The sequence below is a fragment of the Pseudomonas sp. B3G-3 genome, assembly GCF_028640915.1.
GTDB classification, from domain to species: Bacteria; Pseudomonadota; Gammaproteobacteria; order Pseudomonadales; family Pseudomonadaceae; genus Aquipseudomonas; species Aquipseudomonas chlororaphis_I.
Genome location: NZ_JAQZAB010000068.1, coordinates 20,168 through 37,585, shown reverse-complemented (window position 1 = coordinate 37,585; position 17,418 = coordinate 20,168). Strand labels below are relative to the sequence as shown.

Below are 17,418 nucleotides of genomic sequence, written 5' to 3'. Positions count from 1 at the left end.
AGGCCTTTCTTGGCATCGCGCTTGAGCATCTCGTGCAGCAGGGTCACCAGCACCCGGCAGCCCGAAGCGCCGATCGGGTGGCCGAGGGCGATGGCGCCGCCGTTGACGTTGACCTTGCTCGCATCCCAACCCAGTTCCTTGCCCACCGACAGCGCCTGGGCGGCGAAGGCTTCGTTGGCTTCGATCAGGTCCAGTTGCTCCAGGGACCAGCCGGCCTTGTCCAGGCAGCGGCGGGTGGCCGACACCGGGCCGATGCCCATGATCGCCGGGTCGACGCCGGCGTTGGCGTAGGCGGCAATCTTCGCCAGCACCGGCAGGCCCAGGGCCTTGGCCTTGGCGGCGCTCATCAGGATCACCGCGGCGGCGCCGTCGTTCAGCGACGAGGCGTTGCCGGCGGTGACCGTGCCGTCCTTCTTGAAGGCCGGTTTGAGCTTGCCCAGGGATTCGGCGGTGGTGCCGGCGCGCGGCTGCTCGTCGGTGGCGAAGGCCACGGGGTCGCCCTTGCGCTGGGGAATCAGGATCGGGGTGATCTCATCGACAAAACGCCCGCCTTCGATGGCGGCCACGGCCTTCTGTTGCGAGGCGGCGGCAAAGGCGTCCTGGGCTTCGCGGCTGATGGCGTATTTGTCCACCAGGTTCTCGGCGGTGATGCCCATGTGGTAGTCGTTGAAGGCGTCCCACAGGCCGTCGCTGATCATGCTGTCGACGATCTGGCTGTGACCCATGCGCAGGCCGGTGCGGGCGCCGGGCAGCACGTAGTTGGCCAGGCTCATGTTCTCCTGGCCGCCGGCGATGATCACCTCGGCGTCGCCGCAGCGAATTGCCTGGGCGCCCAGGTGCAGGGCCTTGAGGCCGGAGCCGCAGACCTTGTTCAGGGTCAGCGCCGGCACGGCGTGGGGCAGGCCGGCCTTGATCGCGGCCTGGCGTGCGGGGTTCTGCCCGGCGCCGGCGGTGAGCACCTGGCCCATGATCACTTCATCGACCTGGGCGCCGTCCAGGCCGGTCTGGGCCAGCAACTGACGGATCACCGCGGCGCCGAGATCGACCGCGGAAATGTTCGCCAGCGAACCCTGGAAACTGCCAACCGCGGTGCGGGTGGCGGCAACGATTACGACGTCTTGCATGGCGCGAATCCTCATTGTCATTGGCGGCATCGGTCGGCGACTAGGGAAGATGATCGATGCGCGAGAACTTGGAAAATCATGGTTGCATAGAAGGTCGCGACGCCGCCAATCGCGAACCGATGGGTCGCGTTCTGTTCGCCCGGTCGGGTATTACAGGCCCATGCGCCGGCGTGCGCGATGTATCGAGCCATTGCGCACCGCCCAGCGCAGCATCGGCGCACTGCGGTTGACGCTGGCGCGGATCAGCTGGCGTTGCAGCAGACCCTGGTTGACGCCCAGCATGTCGCTGGCCCAGTCGGGCAGCAGGTCGATGCCGGCCTGCATCATCAACGAGCCGAATGGCTTGGCCAGGCGGCTTGGGGCAGGTGCCGCCAAGAGCAAACGCAGCACTTCGCGGCTGCGTTCATCGCAAAGCAACTGGGGGCGCATCCCGGCCAGGTACGCCGCCACGGCCCGGCGCGAGCGCGGCACATCACTGGCGCCAAGACGCTCGGCGATCAGCGCGACTTCCCCGTAGTAACGGTCCTGGTCGGCAGGCGACAGCTGCGGATTGCGATAGCGCAGATGCGCCGCCAGAAAGCTGCTGACCTCGGCCACATGCACCCAGGTCAGCAACTGCGGATCGCTGGCGGCATAGGGCCGGCCGTCTGGCGCGTGGCCGACGATCTGCAGGTGAATGGTGCGCACCTTGTCGATCAGCCATTCGGCATCCTGCCGCGAGCCGAAGGTGGTGCCGGAAATGAACTGCGCGGTACGCCGCAGGCGCCCGATCATGTCTTCCCGGAAATTCGAGTGATCCCAGACCCCGGCCAGGGCCAGCGGGTGCAGGGCCTGCATCAACAAGGCGCTGATGCCGCCGATCAGCATGCTGCTGAAATCGCCATGCACCTGCCAGCAGATAGCGTCCGGGCCGAACAGGCCCGGGTCGCCCTTGGGGTTGTCCAGGTCGAGCTGACCCAGTGACAGGCCACCCAGGCTCATGACTTGGGTTTCGATACGACTGCGAATGAATTCCATACCGCTTGGCTGTTCCTTGGTTGAGGCCCGAGGCCTCGCTCAGAGGTTCAGGCGTTTATCGATCAGGCCCTCGACCACGCTCGGGTCGGCCAGGGTCGAGGTATCGCCCAGGCTGTCGAGTTCGTTGCAGGCGATCTTGCGCAGGATACGCCGCATGATCTTGCCCGAGCGGGTTTTCGGCAAGGCCGGCGCCCACTGGATCAACTCCGGCTTGGCGAAACTGCCGATCTCGCGGCTGACCAGGCTCAACAGCTCCTTCTTCAACTCGTCGCTGGGCTCGACGCCATTCATCGGGGTGACAAAGGCATAGATGCCCTGGCCCTTGAGGTCATGGGGATAACCGACCACCGCGGCCTCGGCGATGCTGTCATGCAGGACCAGGGCGCTCTCGACCTCGGCGGTACCGATGCGATGACCGGAGACGTTGATCACGTCGTCGATGCGCCCGGTGATCCAGTAATCGCCGTCTTCATCGCGCCGCGCGCCGTCGCCGGTGAAGTAGTAGCCCGGGTAGGGTTTGAAATAGGTCTCGACCATGCGCTGCGGGTCGCCGTAGACACTGCGGATCTGCGCCGGCCAACTGGCCTTGATCGCCAGGATGCCGCTGCCGGCGCCGCTGATTTCCTTGCCGTGCTCGTCCAGCAGCACCGGCTGCACACCGAACATCGGGCGGGTGGCGCAGCCCGGCTTGATGTGGCTGGCGCTGACCAGCGGGCTGAGCATGATGCCGCCGGTTTCGGTCTGCCACCAGGTATCGACAATCGGGCAGCGCTGCTCGCCGACGCTATTGAAATACCACTCCCAGGCTTCCGGGTTGATCGGCTCGCCGACACTGCCCAGCAGGCGCAGGCTGCTGCGCGAGGTGTGCTGCAGCGGCTCGGGGCCTTCGCGCATCAGTGCGCGCAAGGCGGTGGGGGCGGTGTAGAAGATGTTCACCCGGTGCTTGTCGATGACTTCCCAGAAGCGCGAGCTGCTTGGGTAGCTGGGCACGCCCTCGAAGATCAGGCTGGTCGCGCCATTGGCCAGCGGGCCGTAGACGATGTAACTGTGGCCGGTGACCCAGCCGACATCGGCGGTGCACCAGAAGACTTCGCCTTCGCGGTAGTCCAGTACGTATTTGAAGGTCATCGCCGCTTGCAGCAAGTAGCCGCCGGTGGTGTGCAGCACGCCTTTGGGTTTGCCGGTGCTGCCGGAGGTGTAGAGGATGAACAGCGGGTCTTCGGCGTCCATCGGTTGCGGCGGGCAGTCGTCTTCGACACCGCGCAGGGCCTGGTGATACCAGAGGTCGCGGCCTTCGACCCAGTTCACCGGGTTCTGGGTGCGCTCGACCACCACCACCGTGCTGACGTTCGGGCAGCTTTGCAGGGCCTTGTCGACGTTGTTTTTCAAGGGCACGAACTTGCCGCCGCGTACCCCTTCGTCAGCGGTGATCAGGGTGCGGCAGTCGGCATCGAGAATGCGGTCGCGCAGCGCGTCCGGAGAGAATCCGCCAAAGACCACCGAGTGCACCGCGCCGATACGGGTGCAGGCGAGCATGGCGTAGGCCGCCTCGGGAATCATCGGCATGTAGATGCAGACCCGGTCGCCTTTTTTCACGCCGCGGCTTTTCAGGACGTTGGCCAGGCGGCAGACGTAGTGATGGAGTTTTTTGTAGGTGATTTGCAGCGACTCGGCGGGGTCGTCGCCTTCCCAGATGATCGCCACCTGATCGCCGCGTTTTTCCAGGTGGCGGTCAATGCAGTTGTAGCTGACGTTCAATTGGCCGCCGGCGAACCAGCTGGCGGCGCCGGTTTTCAGGTCATAGCGCTGCACGGTTTGCCAGGGGGCGCTCCAGTCGAGAAAGCGGGTGGCCTGTTCGGCCCAGAAGGTGCTGGGGTGCTCGATGGATTCGCGGTACAGCCGCTGGTAGTCGTCCTGACTCAATTGCGCAGCCCGGCGGACGGCATCGGCTTGGGGGAACATGCTGATATCGAACATGACGGTTCCTTATTCTTGTTTTAGCGACAAGTAATAAAGATGCGCCTTGATCGGAAGGGGTTCAAGGGGAGGGCGGTCTTGGGCGACCGATCGCAAATCGGCCCGCCGCTACGCAATGGATGGGGTTTGCGTAGCAGCGGGCCGGTTCGCGAAGGGGGATTTCAGCGGGCTATCAGCCGCGGTGGCGACCGCGGAAGTAGTTGATCAGGCCCTGGGTCGAAGCATCCTCGGCCGGGGTTTCTTCGCTGCCGACCAGGCGGTTGTAGACGCCCTTGCCCAGCTCTTTGCCCAGCTCCACGCCCCATTGGTCGAAGGCGTTGATGCCCCAGATCACGCTCTGCACGAAAACCTTGTGTTCGTACATCGCCACCAGCGCGCCCAGGCGGCGCGGACTGATGCGTTCGACCACCAGGGTGTTGCTCGGACGGTTGCCCGGGATCACCTTGTGCGGTGCCAGCTTCTGGACTTCGGCCTCGCTCATGCCTTTTTCACGCAACTCGGCTTCGGCCTCGGCGCGGGTCTTGCCGAGCATCAGCGCCTGGCTTTGCGACAGGCAGTTGGCGTACAGCCACTGGTGATGGTCGGCGACCGGGTTGAAGCTGACGATAGGCACGATGAAGTCGGCCGGGATCAGCTGGGTGCCCTGGTGCAACAGCTGGTGGTACGCGTGCTGACCGTTGCAGCCCACGCCACCCCAGATCACCGGGCCGGTGTCGGTGGAAACCGGCGTGCCGTCCTGGCGCACGCTCTTGCCGTTGGATTCCATGTCCAGCTGCTGCAAGTGCTTGGTGATGTTGCGCAGATAGTGGTCGTACGGCAGGATCGCGTGGCTTTGCGCGCCCCAGAAATTGCCGTACCACACGCCCAGCAGGGCCAGGAGGACCGGCATGTTCTGCTCGAACGGCGCGGTCTGGAAATGCTGGTCCATGGTGTAGGCGCCGGACAGCAGTTCCTTGAAGTTGGACATGCCGATGGCCAGGGCGATCGGCAGGCCGATGGCCGACCACAGCGAGTAACGCCCGCCGACCCAGTCCCACATCGGGAAGATGTTCTCTTCGCGGATGCCGAAGGCCACGGCGGCGGCGTTGTTGCTCGACACCGCGATGAAGTGGCGATACAGCTCGGCCTCGGAACCGCCCTGAGCCAGGTACCAGGCGCGTGCGGCCTGGGCGTTCTTCAGGGTTTCCAGGGTGTTGAAGGATTTCGACGAGACGATGAACAGCGTGGTTTCGGCGCGGATCTTCGACGACAGTTCGTGGAATTCGCTGCCGTCGATATTGGCCAGGTAATGGCAACGCACGCCTTTCTGGGCGTAGGACAACAGGGCTTCGGACACCAGCTCGGGGCCGAGGAACGAACCGCCGATGCCGATGTTGACCACGTCGGTGATCGGCTTCTCGGTGTAGCCGCGCCACAGGCCGTCATGGATGCGCCCGACCAGTTCGGTGATCTGGTTCAGCACCTTGTGCACTTCCGGCATCACGTTGACGCCGTTGACCGACAGCTTGTCGCCCACTGGACGGCGCAGGGCGGTGTGCAGGGCCGGACGGCCTTCGGAAGAGTTGACCAGCTCACCGGCGAACAGCGCCTTGATCGCATCCTGCAGACCGGCTTCATTGGCCAGGCCCACCAGCAGGTTGCGGGTTTCGGGGGTGATCAGGTTCTTCGAGTAATCGAGAAAAAGCCCACAGCCGCTGAGGCTGAATTGATGAAAGCGCTGCGGGTCGGCATTGAAGGCCTCGCGCATGCTGAAATCCTGCATGGCTTGGCGGTGGTCATTCAACGCTTGCCAGGCGGGCAGAGCGGTAACGTCGTGAGGAGTGCGGTAGTACGCCATCGCTGCGGTTTTCCTTTTACTTGAACTGCCTGTTGGACACTGAAAAGCCCGGAACGTCCTGCTTGAAGAATAACGTTCGGTCAAACCTGCGCTGACACGATTAAGCACGCAGGGCGATTACAGTAACTCTCGCGTGCTGATCTGTCTTGGCTTTGTCTGACCTGCGGCCGGTACTTTTTTATACCGGCGCCTCAGAGCCGCGCAACGAGCAGGATTTCAGGGGTGAGAATGACTGGGGCTCAGGCGACCTGAACCGGAATGGCATGGCTGGTGTGGCTCAGCTCGTTGCCCGGCGCCATATAGAGCATGCGCGGCTTGAAGTTGAGCAGTTCGGCTTCGCTGTAGTGAGCGTAAGCGCAGATGATCACCCGGTCGCCAACCTTGGCCTTGTGCGCGGCGGCGCCGTTGACCGAGATCATGCGCGAGCCTTCCTCGCCACGAATGGCGTAGGTGGTGAAGCGTTCGCCATTGTCGACGTTGTAGATCTGGATCTGTTCGTACTCACGGATACCGGACAAGTCCAGCCATTCGCCGTCGATGGCGCAGGAGCCTTCGTAGTCGAGCACAGCGTGGGTGACTTCGGCGCGATGCAGCTTGGCCTTGAGCATGATGGCGTGCATGAGTGGTTCTCTCGGTCGGATCCTTGAACAGGGCCCGCAGCATCGCTGCAGGCCCCGGGCGGCGGCAGTTTGCCCGAAGGTCGGGCTTCGGGCAATCGGCCTTTGGGACCTAGGCGTCGAGGTCCAGATGCAGGTTGTCGATCAGGCGGGTAGCGCCCAGATAGGCCGCCGCCAGAATCACCAGGTCGCGGTCTTGCGCGGTGGCCGGGCGCAGGGTCCGGGCGTGGCGGATTTCCAGGTAATCCGGGCGGAAGCCGGCGGCTTCGAGCACTTGTTTCTGTTCGTCCAGCAGCTTTGGATAGTCCCGCTCACCCTGGCTGATGGCCTGGGCGATCTGGGTCAGGCCACGATAGATCGCCGGGGCGATGGCACGTTGTTCTTCGCTCAGGTAGCCGTTGCGCGACGACAGCGCGAGGCCATCGGCGGCACGCACGGTGGGCTCGCCGATGATCTGGATCGGCATGTTCAGGTCATGCACCAGGGCACGGATCACCGCCAATTGCTGGAAGTCCTTCTGGCCGAAGACCGCAAGGTCCGGCTGCACCATGTTGAACAGCTTGCTGACCACCGTGGCCACCCCTTCGAAATGCCCGGGACGGCTGGCGCCGCACAGGCCTTCGGAGAGTTGCGGCACGCTGACCCGGGTCTGGCCGTCCATGCCGTCGGGGTACATCTCTTCGACGGTAGGGGCGAACAGCAGATGGCAACCGGCTTGCAGGAGCTTTTCCTGGTCGGCGGCCAGGGTTCGCGGGTACTTGTCGAGGTCTTCGCCAGCGCCGAATTGCAGCGGGTTGACGAAGATGCTCGCCACCACGAAATCCACTCGCTGGGCCGCCTTGGTCACCAGGGCGGCATGACCGCTGTGCAGGTTGCCCATGGTCGGCACGAAGCCGATGCGCTTGCCCTCGCTGCGGGCACGGGCCACGGCGGCACGCAGTTCACGTACGGTTTTTACAGTATTCATGCAGAAAACCCGTGTTCGGCGCCTGGGAAGGTCACGGCCTTGACCTCACTGACATAGGCGCTCAGGGCGGCCTGGATGCTTTCCTGGCCGGCCATGAAGTTCTTCACGAACTTCGGTGCGCGACCGCTCAGGGACAGGCCCAGCATGTCGTGCAGAACCAGCACCTGACCGTCGGTGGCGCTGCCGGCACCGATGCCGATTACCGGAATACTCACCGCCTGGGTGATTTCCGCCGCCAGTTCGCTCGGCACGCATTCGAGCAGCAGCATCGCCGCGCCGGCCGCTTCCAGGGCGATGGCGTCGGCACGCATCTGCCGGGCCTGGTTTTCGTTACGTCCCTGAACCTTGTAGCCGCCGAGGATGTTCACCGATTGCGGGGTCAGGCCCATGTGGGCGCAGACCGGGATACCGCGCTCGGCCAGCAGGCGGATGGATTCGGCCAGCCACAACGCGCCTTCGACCTTGATCATGTGCGCACCGGCCTGCATCAACTGGGCGCTGTTGTTCAGGGCCAGTTCGGTGGTGGCGTAGGCCATGAACGGCAGGTCGGCGAGGATCAGGGCGCCACTGTTGCCGCGTTTGACCGCGGCGACGTGGTAGGCCATCTCGGCGGTAGTGACTGGCAGTGTGCTGTCGTGCCCTTGCAAGACCATGCCGAGGGAGTCGCCCACCAGCAGTACTTCAACGCCGGCCTGGCAACAGGTGTGGGCGAAGGTCGCGTCATAGCAGGTCAGCATGGTGATTTTCTCACCTTTCTGCTTGAGGCCTTGCAGGGTGGTCAGGGTGATGTCTGGCATGAAAAAGGGTCCTCATTCAGGCGCTCTGGAAACTGCTGCGAGTAACGCGCGTGATTCTTATCTATACAGGCGCACGGTCTGTTGTCGTGCTTATAAGGCCTGGATTGCGCCCTGTAACGCCGTGTTGGCGGCAACGGGACGCCTATAGTCGTGAGGAGAACTCGGGAAGTCAATTGCATGTGTTACCGCATTGTTACGGCGTGAGTGTTACCGCCGTAACTGATGCGTTTCAGCAGTCAGGCCAGACGTTCCAGGCCGACAAATGGGCAGGCGGCGAGCAGATCGTGCAGGTGGCGACCGTCGGCCAGTTGCAGGTCGGCGGGGGCCAGTTCGGCCAGGGGATAGAGGACAAAGGCCCGGGCCTGCATGTGGTAATGCGGGACCTTGAGCCGCGGTTCGTCGATCAGGCGATCGCCGAACAGCAGGATGTCCAGGTCCAGGGTGCGCGGCCCCCAGCGCTCGAGGCGCTCGCGGCCCTGGCCGTTTTCGATGGCTTGCAGCGCGTCCAGCAGTTCGAGAGGCGCGAGGCTGCTGTCCAGGGCGGCCACGGCGTTGGTGTAGCGCGGTTGGCCGGGCAGCAGGGAGTCGCTTTGATAGAAGGCCGAGACGCCTGCCAGTTGGCTGTGTGGCAACTGCGCCAGCGCGTCGATCGCACTGCGCAATTGCTCTGCCGGGGCAGCCAGGTTGCTGCCCATGCCAATGTAGATGCGTTCCATCGGGTTATTCGCCGGAAGCGCTCGGTGCGCCGGCGGTGGCGCGCTTGCGTTTGGCGCCACTGCTGCGACGACGCTTGCGTGGACCTGTGCCGGCTTCGTCCTTGCCGCTCAAGTCGCGAATCATGTCGCGGCGACCGGCATCGTTGGCGTCCTGATAGTCGGTCCACCATTCGCCCAGGCCATCGGTCTGCTCGCCAGCGCTTTCGCGCAGCAGTAGGAAATCATAACCGGCGCGGAACCGCGGGTTGTCCAGCAACTGGTCGGCGCGCTTGCCGCTGCGACGTGGCAGGCGTTCCTGCATGTCCCAGATTTCGCGGATCGGCATAGTGAAGCGTTTTGGAATGGCGATGCGCTGGCACTGTTCGCTGATCAATTCGTGAGCGGCTTCCTGCATCGCCGGAATCGGCGGCATGCCGCGTTCCTGGAGGCGCAGCACGCGAGCCGGCAGGGCAGGCCACAGCAGCGCGGCGAACAGGAAAGCCGGGGTGACCGGCTTGTTCTGCTTGATGCGCAGGTCGGTATTGATCAGGGCTTCGCTGATCAGGGTATGGGTGTAGGTCGGGTTGTACTCCAGTGCCTCGGCGCTGGCCGGGAACAGCGGATCGAACAGCTGCAGGTCGACCAGCATCTCGAAGGTGTCGGCGGCATGGCCGGACAGGAACAGCTTGAGCACTTCCTCGAACAGGCGTGCCGAAGGGATTTCCCGCAGCATGGGCGCCAGGTCGCGGATCGGCGTGGCGGTGTGTTTCTCGATGCCGAAATCCAGCTTGGCGGCGAAGCGCACGGCCCGCAGCATGCGTACCGGATCTTCCTGGTAGCGCTGGCGCGGATCGCCGATCAGGCGGACCAGGTGATTGCGGATGTCGTGTACGCCGTTGGCGTAGTCGAGGATGCGCTCGCTGACCGGATCGTAATACAGGGCATTGATGGTGAAGTCGCGGCGCTGGGCGTCCTCTTCGAGGGTGCCGTACACGTTGTCGCGCAGGATGCGCCCGCTTTCGTTGCGCGAGGACTGGTTGCTGTCTTCCTCTTCATCGTTTTGCGGGTGATTGGCGCGGAAGGTCGCGACCTCGATGATTTCGCGGCCGAAGTGGATATGCACCAGCTTGAACCGACGGCCGATGATCCGGGCGTTACGGAATTCGGCCCGCACCTGTTCCGGCGTGGCGCTGGTGGCGACGTCGAAATCCTTGGGGGTGATATTGAGCAGCATGTCGCGCACGCAGCCGCCGACCAGGTAGGCCTGGTAGCCGGCGTTCTGCAGGCGTTCGACGATGTTCACCGCATAACGGCTGAACTGGGCGCGTTGCAGCGAGTGTTGGCTGCTGTTGAGCACTTCAGGCGTGCTGCGTTTGTGTTGCGTACGACGCAAGGGAGAACGGAATGACTGGAACAACTTCTTCAGCATGGGATGCACTGTTTGAAGGAATGTTCGGCCATAACGAAGAATGACCGCATGATGGGCGGGGATTCTAGCATTTAGTCGGGGGATGGTGTAGGAAGCTGCGGCGAGTCGTGCGCGGCGCTTTGGAACGCGGGTTGGCGGGGCTTTGCGTGAGTAAAACCGTAATCGCGGAAACCACAAGGGGAGCCGAAGCTCCCCCAGAAGTGTTTGCGTGCTCTATTTTTATTATTGGTTTCGGGCTTCTTGTTTTTGTTTAACGCCCTTGTCACCTGGTTAACCCAGAGTGACCCTCCCAATCGGGAGCCAAGAGCAAACGGATTGCTTTGGTCGCTGTGTTGCAATGATCAGTGATCCAACCAGTTCAGGCTCTGCCTTAGGGCAGTTTTTGTTGTTCTCGGCCTGGTTGTGGGGCAAGCCCCAATGACAACGCCTCTCCAAAAGAATCAGTTAGCTGCGCCTCCGCCGTGTTGTTTTTATTGTGCGTGAGTCGATTCGTCTTATTTTTATTGTCTTATGCATTGCTTGTTATTGTTCTTGTACCAAACATATAGCAGGTGCCGTGCCAACTTTTGCGAGGCCCAGTAAAACAAGGGGTTAGGCGCGGTTATGAGGTTTCTCCAGGCGAAAAAAAGCCGGGGCTTCGTTACCGTAAGCCCCGGCTTTTGTTACGTGAAATGACTGAGGTAACAGTTTTTTCACAAGATCGCGTGTTACCCGCCACCCGTTACCGCCGGACTTCAGCTTTCGCTGGCGACCCCGGTCTTGCGCCGTGGGATGCCCAGGCGCTGGCGACGTTCCCACAGGCATTTGCGGCTGACGCCCAGTTTGCGGGCCAGTTCGGTCTCGGTCATGTGGTCCTGGTGCTCGAGAACGAAATGCTGGAAGTAGTCTTCCAGCGACAGGTCTTCGGTCGGCTCATGGCTGCTGTTGTTGGCGTTGGCGGCCTGGGGCGCCAGGCCGATGAATTCGTCGTCTTCCAGGTCGCTCAGTTCAATATCGATACCCAGCAGCTCCGCGGAGATTTCCGGGCTTTCGCACAGGATGACCGAGCGCTCGACGGCGTTTTCCAGTTCGCGAACGTTACCTGGCCAAGAGTAGTGGCGAATGGCTTGCTCGGCGTCCGGGGCGAACTTCAGGTCCGTGCGGCCCACGCGCGCGCTCTGGCGGGCGAGGAAGGCATTGGCGATTTCGTTGACGTCGGCGCCGCGTTCGCGCAGGGCTGGCAGTTTCAGGGCAATCACGTGCAGGCGGTAATACAGGTCTTCACGGAACTGGCCGATCTTGGCCAGGCTCTTGAGGTCGCGGTGGGTCGCGGCGATCAGGCGCACATCGACCTTCTGCGACTGCACCGAGCCGACCCGGCGGATCTCGCCTTCCTGCAGCACGCGCAACAGGCGGGCCTGGGCTTCGAGTGGCAATTCGCCGATTTCGTCGAGGAACAAGGTGCCGCCGTCCGCCGCTTCCACCAGGCCGGCGCGCCCGGCGCTGGCTCCGGTGAAGGCGCCTTTTTCGTGACCGAACAGCTCGGACTCGATCAGGGTTTCCGGAATGGCCGCGCAGTTCACCGAAATCATCGGCGCCTTGGCGCGCTTGGACAGGTTGTGCAGGGCGCGGGCCACCAGTTCCTTGCCGGTCCCGGATTCACCCTGGATCAGTACATTGGAGTCTGTCGGGGCGACCTTGCGGATCTTGCTGTACAGGTCCTGCATCGGTGGGCAGGAGCCGATGATGCCGATTTCGCCGTTGCTGGCGTTGGCACCGGCCTTGTCCGCGCTGTTGCCCGACTTGGCGGCCGGACGCTCGTTGGGGCTGCTCTGCGCGGTCTGGCGGTCGCGCAGGATGCGCGCCACGGCCTGGAGCATTTCGTCGTGATCGAAAGGCTTGGCGATGTAGTCCACCGCGCCCATCTTCATCGAATCGACCGCCGAGCGCAGGCTGGCGTAGCTGGTCATGATCAGCACCGGGGTGCCCTGGCCGAGCTTGATCAGTTCGGTGCCGGGGGCGCCTGGCAGGCGCAGGTCGCTGACGATCAGGTCGAACGTGGGAATGCTGAAACGCTCTTGTGCTTCCTGCACGGAACCGGCTTCGCTGACCTGGTACTGGTTGCGTTCCAGCAGGCGGCGCAAGGCGGAGCGGATAATTGTTTCGTCTTCGACGATCAAAATGTGCGGCATTGATTCGATTCTCTCGACGGTCTCAGTTCACAGCGGACGTCGCTTCGACATGACGCGGTAAGGTCACCCGGATACGGGTGCCGCGTTGGCTTTCGGTGTCAGCCGGGCTGTCGATGGTGATTTGTCCATAATGCTCTTCAACGATGGAATAGACCAGTGCAAGGCCCAGTCCGGTGCCCTCGCCAGGATCCTTGGTGGTGAAGAAGGGTTCGAACAGTCGATCCATGATGCTCGACGGGATACCGCTGCCTTCGTCTTCGACGATCAGGTCGATCGTGTGTTCGCCGGCCTCGCTCTTGACCCGTACCGCGCTGCCCGCCGGTGAGGCGTCGCGGGCATTGGATAGCAGGTTGATCAGTACCTGGGCGAGCCGCTGCGGGTCGCCGTCGACCCAGTGGTCCGGATCGCACAGGTTAAAGAACTGCACCTCGAAATTGCGTCGATTCAGCGCCAGCAGACCAATGGCATCCTGCGCCACCTCGGCCAGGCACACGGCTTCGTCGTTGTGCTGGTGGCTGCCGGCGTGGGCGAAGCTCATCAGCGACTGGACGATGCGTGACACGCGTTTGGTCTGTTCGAGGATCTGGCCGCTGATTTCGGTGAGTTCGCCGTCTTCTTCGCGCTCTTCGCGCAGGTTCTGCGCCAGGCAGGCGATACCGGTGATCGGGTTGCCGATTTCGTGGGCCACGCCGGCGGCCAGGCGGCCGATGCTGGCCAGCCGCTCGGAATGCACCAGCTTGTCTTCGAGCATCTGGGTTTCGGTCAGGTCTTCCACCAGCAGCACCAGGCCGCTGTTGCCCGGGGCCAGGGGTTCGTCGATGGCGGCCTTGTGCAGGTTCAGCCAGCGGGTCTGGCCGTCGAGGGCCAGGTGCTGTTTATGCAAGTGTTCATCGGGGACGTTGATGAAGCCTTGCAGCAGCTCCCTCCAGGGATCGGCGATGGTGCTCAGGCGCGAACCGACCACATGCTGCGCCGGAATGCTGGTCAGCTCTTCCATGGCCTTGTTCCACATGAGGATTTCCTGGTCCTTGGCCAGGGAACAGACGCCCATCGGCAGTTCCTGCAAGGTCTGGCGGTGGTAGCGGCGCAAGGCATCGAGCTCGGCGGCCAGGCCGGTCAGGCGCGAGTGGTAGTCCTCGAGCCGGCTTTCGATGAAGTGAATGTCTTCGGTCACGTAGTTTTCGCCGCCGGCCTTGTAGGGCAGGAAGGTTTCCACCATGTCCTGGGCCACGCTGGGGCCCATCAGGCCGGACAGGTTGGCTTCGATGCGGTCGCGCAAGCGGCGCAGGGCATAGGGGCGGCGCTCGTCGAAGGGCAGGTACAGGTCGCGCAGCGCCTGCTCGACTTCCTTCTGCGCGGCTTTGGCGCCCAGGGGCTTGGCCAGTTGGGTGGCGAACTCCTGGGGCGAGGCGGCATGCAGTTCGCGACGTTGCGGCCGGCGCACGTTGTCCACCGCACAGGCTTCGGCGGCGCTGGCTTCTTCGGAACTGGCGTTGGTGAACAGCGAAATCAGGGTGAACATCAGGACGTTGGCAGCCAGCGAGGCGATGGCCGCCATGTGCCAGCTGGTGTCGTCCAGCACATAGATCATGTTCAGCAGCGGTATATAGAAGCCCTGCAGGTTACCGATCAGCGGCAGCAGCATGGTCACCAGCCACACCAGTGTCCCGGCCATCAGCCCGGCGATGAAACCGCGTCGGTTGGCGGTCGGCCAGTACAGCACCGAGAGCACGCCGGGGAGGAACTGCAGGGTCGCGACAAAGGCCACAATGCCGAGGTTGGCCAGGTCCTGCTCGGCCCCCAGCAGCAGGTAAAAGGCATAGCCGGCCATGATGATGGCCACGATCAGCGCGCGGCGGGTCCATTTCAGCCAGCGGTAGATGTTGCCTTCGGCTGGTGGCTGATACAGCGGCAGCACCAGATGGTTGAGGGCCATCCCCGACAGCGCCAGGGTGGTGACGATGATCAGGCCGCTGGCGGCGGAAAGCCCACCAATGTAGGCCATCAAGGCCAATGCCGGTTTGTTGGCGGCGATACCAATGCCGAGGGTGAAGTACTCGGGGTTGGTGGTGGCGCCCAGTTTCAGGCCGGCCCAGAGGATCAGCGGCACCGCCAGGCTCATCAGCAACAGGAACAGCGGCAAGCCCCAGCTGGCACTGACCAGCGAGCGCGGGTTGAGGTTCTCGGTGAAGGTCATGTGGTACATGTGCGGCATCACGATCGCCGAGGCGAAGAACACCAGCAGCAGGGTGCGCCACGGTCCTTCCTGCAGCGGTGTATGCAGGGCGGCGAGGGCGGTCTGGTTCTGCAACAGCCAGAGTTCCAGCTGTTGTGGCCCATCGAACACGCCGTACAGGGCATAGAGGCCGACACCGCCGATGGCGATCAGCTTGATCACCGATTCGAAGGCGATGGCGAACACCAGGCCTTCGTGTTTTTCCCGGGTGGCAATGTGCCGGGAGCCGAAGAAGATGGTGAACAGAGTGATCAGCGCACAGAAGCTCAGGGCGACCCGGTGTTGCACCGGTTCGCGGGTGAGGATGCCGATGGAGTCCGCGACCGCCTGGATCTGCAAGGCCAGCAGGGGCAATACGCCGACCAGCATGATCACCGTGGTCAGCGCACCGGCCCAGGTGCTGCGAAAACGGAAGGCGAACAGATCGGCCAGCGACGACAGTTGATAGGTGCGGGTGATTTTCAGGATCGGGTAAAGCAGCACCGGCGCCAGCAGGAAGGCGCCGGAAACCCCGAGATAGCTGGAAAGAAAACCGTAGCCGTACTGATAGGCCAGGCCAACCGTGCCGTAAAAGGCCCAGGCGCTGGCGTAGACCCCCAGAGACAGGGTGTAGGTCAGCGGGTGGCGGATGATCGAGCGCGGGATCATGCCGCGTTCGCTGATCCAGGCCACCCCGAACAGCACCAGCAGGTACGCGGCGCTGATCAGGATCATCTGGGTCAGGCTAAAGCTCATCGGCATCTTTTTGGCTCTGCAGGATGAAGGTCACGACGATCAGGATCAGCCAGAGCAGATACGGGCGATACCAGGCGCCAGTAGCATCGATCCACCAATCCATGATGGCGGGGGAGAACAGATAGATCCCCACTACCAGCAGCAGGACCAAGCGATAGATGTACATCTCGGCCTCTCTTTATTGTGTGCGTGCCCGAAAACGTGCGGCGATGGTAACGGATGGGCGCCAACCTGCAAGGGGCGTCAGCGTATTTGCGCTTCGGGCACACTCAGTGTGCGTGGGATCAGTAAAGCATCCCAGTGTTCGATGCCCCAGCTCAGCACTTCCCGAGGGCTGGCATGGACCATTTCGCTGTCGGTTTTCTGCCCCAGGGCGCGCAAGGCGCGCAGCAGCAGTGGTGTGGCCTGGTCCTCGGCCAGCGGCGGGGAGCGGTAGGATTTGCCCAGTTTATGCCCGTCCGGCTGGGTGATCAGCGGCACATGCAGGTAACGCGGCTGCGGCAGGCCGAGCAGTTCCTGCAGGTACAGCTGGCGGGGGGTGGAGTCCAGCAGGTCGGCGCCGCGCACGATATCGGTCACCCCTTGCCAGGCGTCGTCGAGCACCACCGCCAGTTGATAGGCGTAGAGGCCGTCGCGGCGGCGGATCACGAAGTCGCCGACATCCCGCCCCAGGTGCTGGCGGAATTCGCCCTGGACCCGGTCGGTGAAGCGATATTCCAGCTCCGGCACGCGCAAACGGATGGCGGCATCTTCCTGGCTGTGTCCGGCATTGCGGCACAGGCCCGGATAAATGCCGTGGTAGGGCTCCAGTTGCTTGCGCGAGCAGGTGCAGGCGTAAGCCAGGCCCTGGTTGAACAGGCGGTCGAGGACTTCGGCGTAGGCCGCGTGCCGCTCGCTCTGGCGGACCATTTCGCCGTCCCACTCGAAGCCGTAGCTTTCCAGGGCCTTGAGAATGGCTGCCTGGGCGCCGGGCTCTTCCCGAGGCGGATCGAGGTCTTCCATGCGCAACAGCCAGCGGCCGCCAGCGGCGCGGGCATCGAGGTAGGAGGCCAGGGCGGCGACCAGCGAGCCGAAATGCAGGTGCCCGCTGGGGGTTGGGGCAAAGCGCCCGATGTAGGAAGAGGCGTGAGAGGCGGTCATGGAGAGGATGTTACTTCGTTCGGTCCCAAGGTGACGATGGCGTCTGGAGGATCGCCATCGCGAGCAAGCTCGTTCCTACAGGGGGGAGGCGGCAGAAACAAAAACGGAGCGTTCGCACGCTCCGTTTTTCATTCAAGCTGGCGATTACTTGCCGACTTGTTTTTCCTTGATTTCCGCCAGGGTCTTGCAGTCGACACACATGTCGGCGGTAGGGCGGGCTTCCAGGCGGCGAATACCGATCTCGACGCCGCAGGATTCGCACCAGCCGTATTCTTCGTCTTCGATCAGTTGCAGCGTCTTGTCGATCTTCTTGATCAGCTTGCGCTCACGGTCGCGGGCGCGCAGTTCCAGGCTGAATTCTTCTTCCTGGCTGGCACGGTCGGCCGGATCTGGGAAGTTGGCTGCTTCGTCTTTCATGTGATCAACAGTGCGGTCGACTTCCTGCATCAAGTCCTGTTTCCACTTGTTCAGGATCTTGGTGAAGTGCTCGCGCATGGGCTTGCCCATGTACTCTTCGCCCGCGGTTTCAACATAGGGCTCGAAGCCGCTGATCGATTGATTCTGTTGCTTTGCTTGGGTGGGCATGAAATGGACCGCCTCTACTCATGTAATCCATTGCGCAGGATTGCTCCATCACCGACACATGCCGGCCCTGCGACTGCAAGCGGGCGAACTT

The 17,418-nt window shown here is 63.1% G+C and carries 14 protein-coding genes; all 14 read right to left on the bottom strand.

From position 1 onward, the window contains the following. Positions 1–1,124 (bottom strand): acetyl-CoA C-acetyltransferase (locus PVZ80_RS06955; RefSeq protein ID WP_273863583.1); only part of this gene is annotated, 1,124 nt, incomplete at its 3' end. 150 nt (positions 1,125–1,274) lie between these two features. Next, entirely contained in the window at positions 1,275–2,141 is an 867-nt protein-coding gene (locus PVZ80_RS06950) for an oxygenase MpaB family protein (protein ID WP_009050902.1), read from the bottom strand. Positions 2,142–2,180: 39 nt separating this feature from the next. Next, entirely contained in the window at positions 2,181–4,118 is a 1,938-nt protein-coding gene (gene acs, locus PVZ80_RS06945; RefSeq protein ID WP_273863582.1) for an acetate--CoA ligase, read from the bottom strand. A 172-nt stretch (positions 4,119–4,290) separates the two neighbouring features. After that, positions 4,291–5,955, bottom strand: coding sequence for a glucose-6-phosphate isomerase (gene pgi / locus PVZ80_RS06940; RefSeq protein ID WP_009050900.1), 1,665 nt, complete (start codon positions 5,953–5,955; stop codon positions 4,291–4,293). Positions 5,956–6,194: 239 nt separating this feature from the next. Next, entirely contained in the window at positions 6,195–6,575 is a 381-nt protein-coding gene (panD, locus tag PVZ80_RS06935) for an aspartate 1-decarboxylase (RefSeq protein WP_007924662.1), read from the bottom strand. A 109-nt stretch (positions 6,576–6,684) separates the two neighbouring features. After that, positions 6,685–7,539, bottom strand: a complete 855-nt coding sequence (gene panC, locus PVZ80_RS06930) for a pantoate--beta-alanine ligase (RefSeq protein WP_053269946.1) — start codon at positions 7,537–7,539, stop codon at positions 6,685–6,687. Continuing rightward, positions 7,536–8,336: a 3-methyl-2-oxobutanoate hydroxymethyltransferase gene (panB, locus tag PVZ80_RS06925; RefSeq protein ID WP_273863581.1), complete on the bottom strand. Its 801-nt coding sequence runs from the start codon at positions 8,334–8,336 to the stop codon at positions 7,536–7,538. The genes panC and panB overlap by 4 nt, the downstream gene beginning before the upstream one ends. Before the next feature lie 236 nt (positions 8,337–8,572). Further along, on the bottom strand, positions 8,573–9,052 hold the full coding sequence (gene folK / locus PVZ80_RS06920; protein ID WP_016703665.1) for a 2-amino-4-hydroxy-6-hydroxymethyldihydropteridine diphosphokinase: 480 nt from the start codon (positions 9,050–9,052) through the stop codon (positions 8,573–8,575). A gap of 4 nt (positions 9,053–9,056) precedes the next feature. Next, positions 9,057–10,460 carry a polynucleotide adenylyltransferase PcnB gene (locus tag PVZ80_RS06915; RefSeq protein WP_009050896.1) on the bottom strand — a complete coding sequence of 468 codons (1,404 nt, stop codon included), beginning with the start codon at positions 10,458–10,460 and terminating at the stop codon, positions 9,057–9,059. A 734-nt stretch (positions 10,461–11,194) separates the two neighbouring features. Next, on the bottom strand, positions 11,195–12,631 hold the full coding sequence (locus PVZ80_RS06910) for a sigma-54-dependent transcriptional regulator (protein WP_257372466.1): 1,437 nt from the start codon (positions 12,629–12,631) through the stop codon (positions 11,195–11,197). A gap of 22 nt (positions 12,632–12,653) precedes the next feature. Beyond that, positions 12,654–15,608: a sensor histidine kinase gene (locus PVZ80_RS06905; protein ID WP_009050894.1), complete on the bottom strand. Its 2,955-nt coding sequence runs from the start codon at positions 15,606–15,608 to the stop codon at positions 12,654–12,656. Next, positions 15,592–15,768, bottom strand: a complete 177-nt coding sequence (locus PVZ80_RS06900; RefSeq protein WP_003176118.1) for a hypothetical protein — start codon at positions 15,766–15,768, stop codon at positions 15,592–15,594. The genes PVZ80_RS06905 and PVZ80_RS06900 overlap by 17 nt, the downstream gene beginning before the upstream one ends. A gap of 77 nt (positions 15,769–15,845) precedes the next feature. Next, the gene (gluQRS, locus tag PVZ80_RS06895) at positions 15,846–16,742 is read right to left on the bottom strand and encodes a tRNA glutamyl-Q(34) synthetase GluQRS (protein ID WP_009050893.1); all 897 of its coding nucleotides are present in this window, start codon (positions 16,740–16,742) and stop codon (positions 15,846–15,848) included. A 144-nt stretch (positions 16,743–16,886) separates the two neighbouring features. Continuing rightward, positions 16,887–17,327 (bottom strand): RNA polymerase-binding protein DksA, encoded by a 441-nt coding sequence (gene dksA, locus PVZ80_RS06890; protein WP_007924645.1) that lies wholly within the window; start codon positions 17,325–17,327, stop codon positions 16,887–16,889. Between the last annotated feature and the right edge of the window lie 91 nt (positions 17,328–17,418).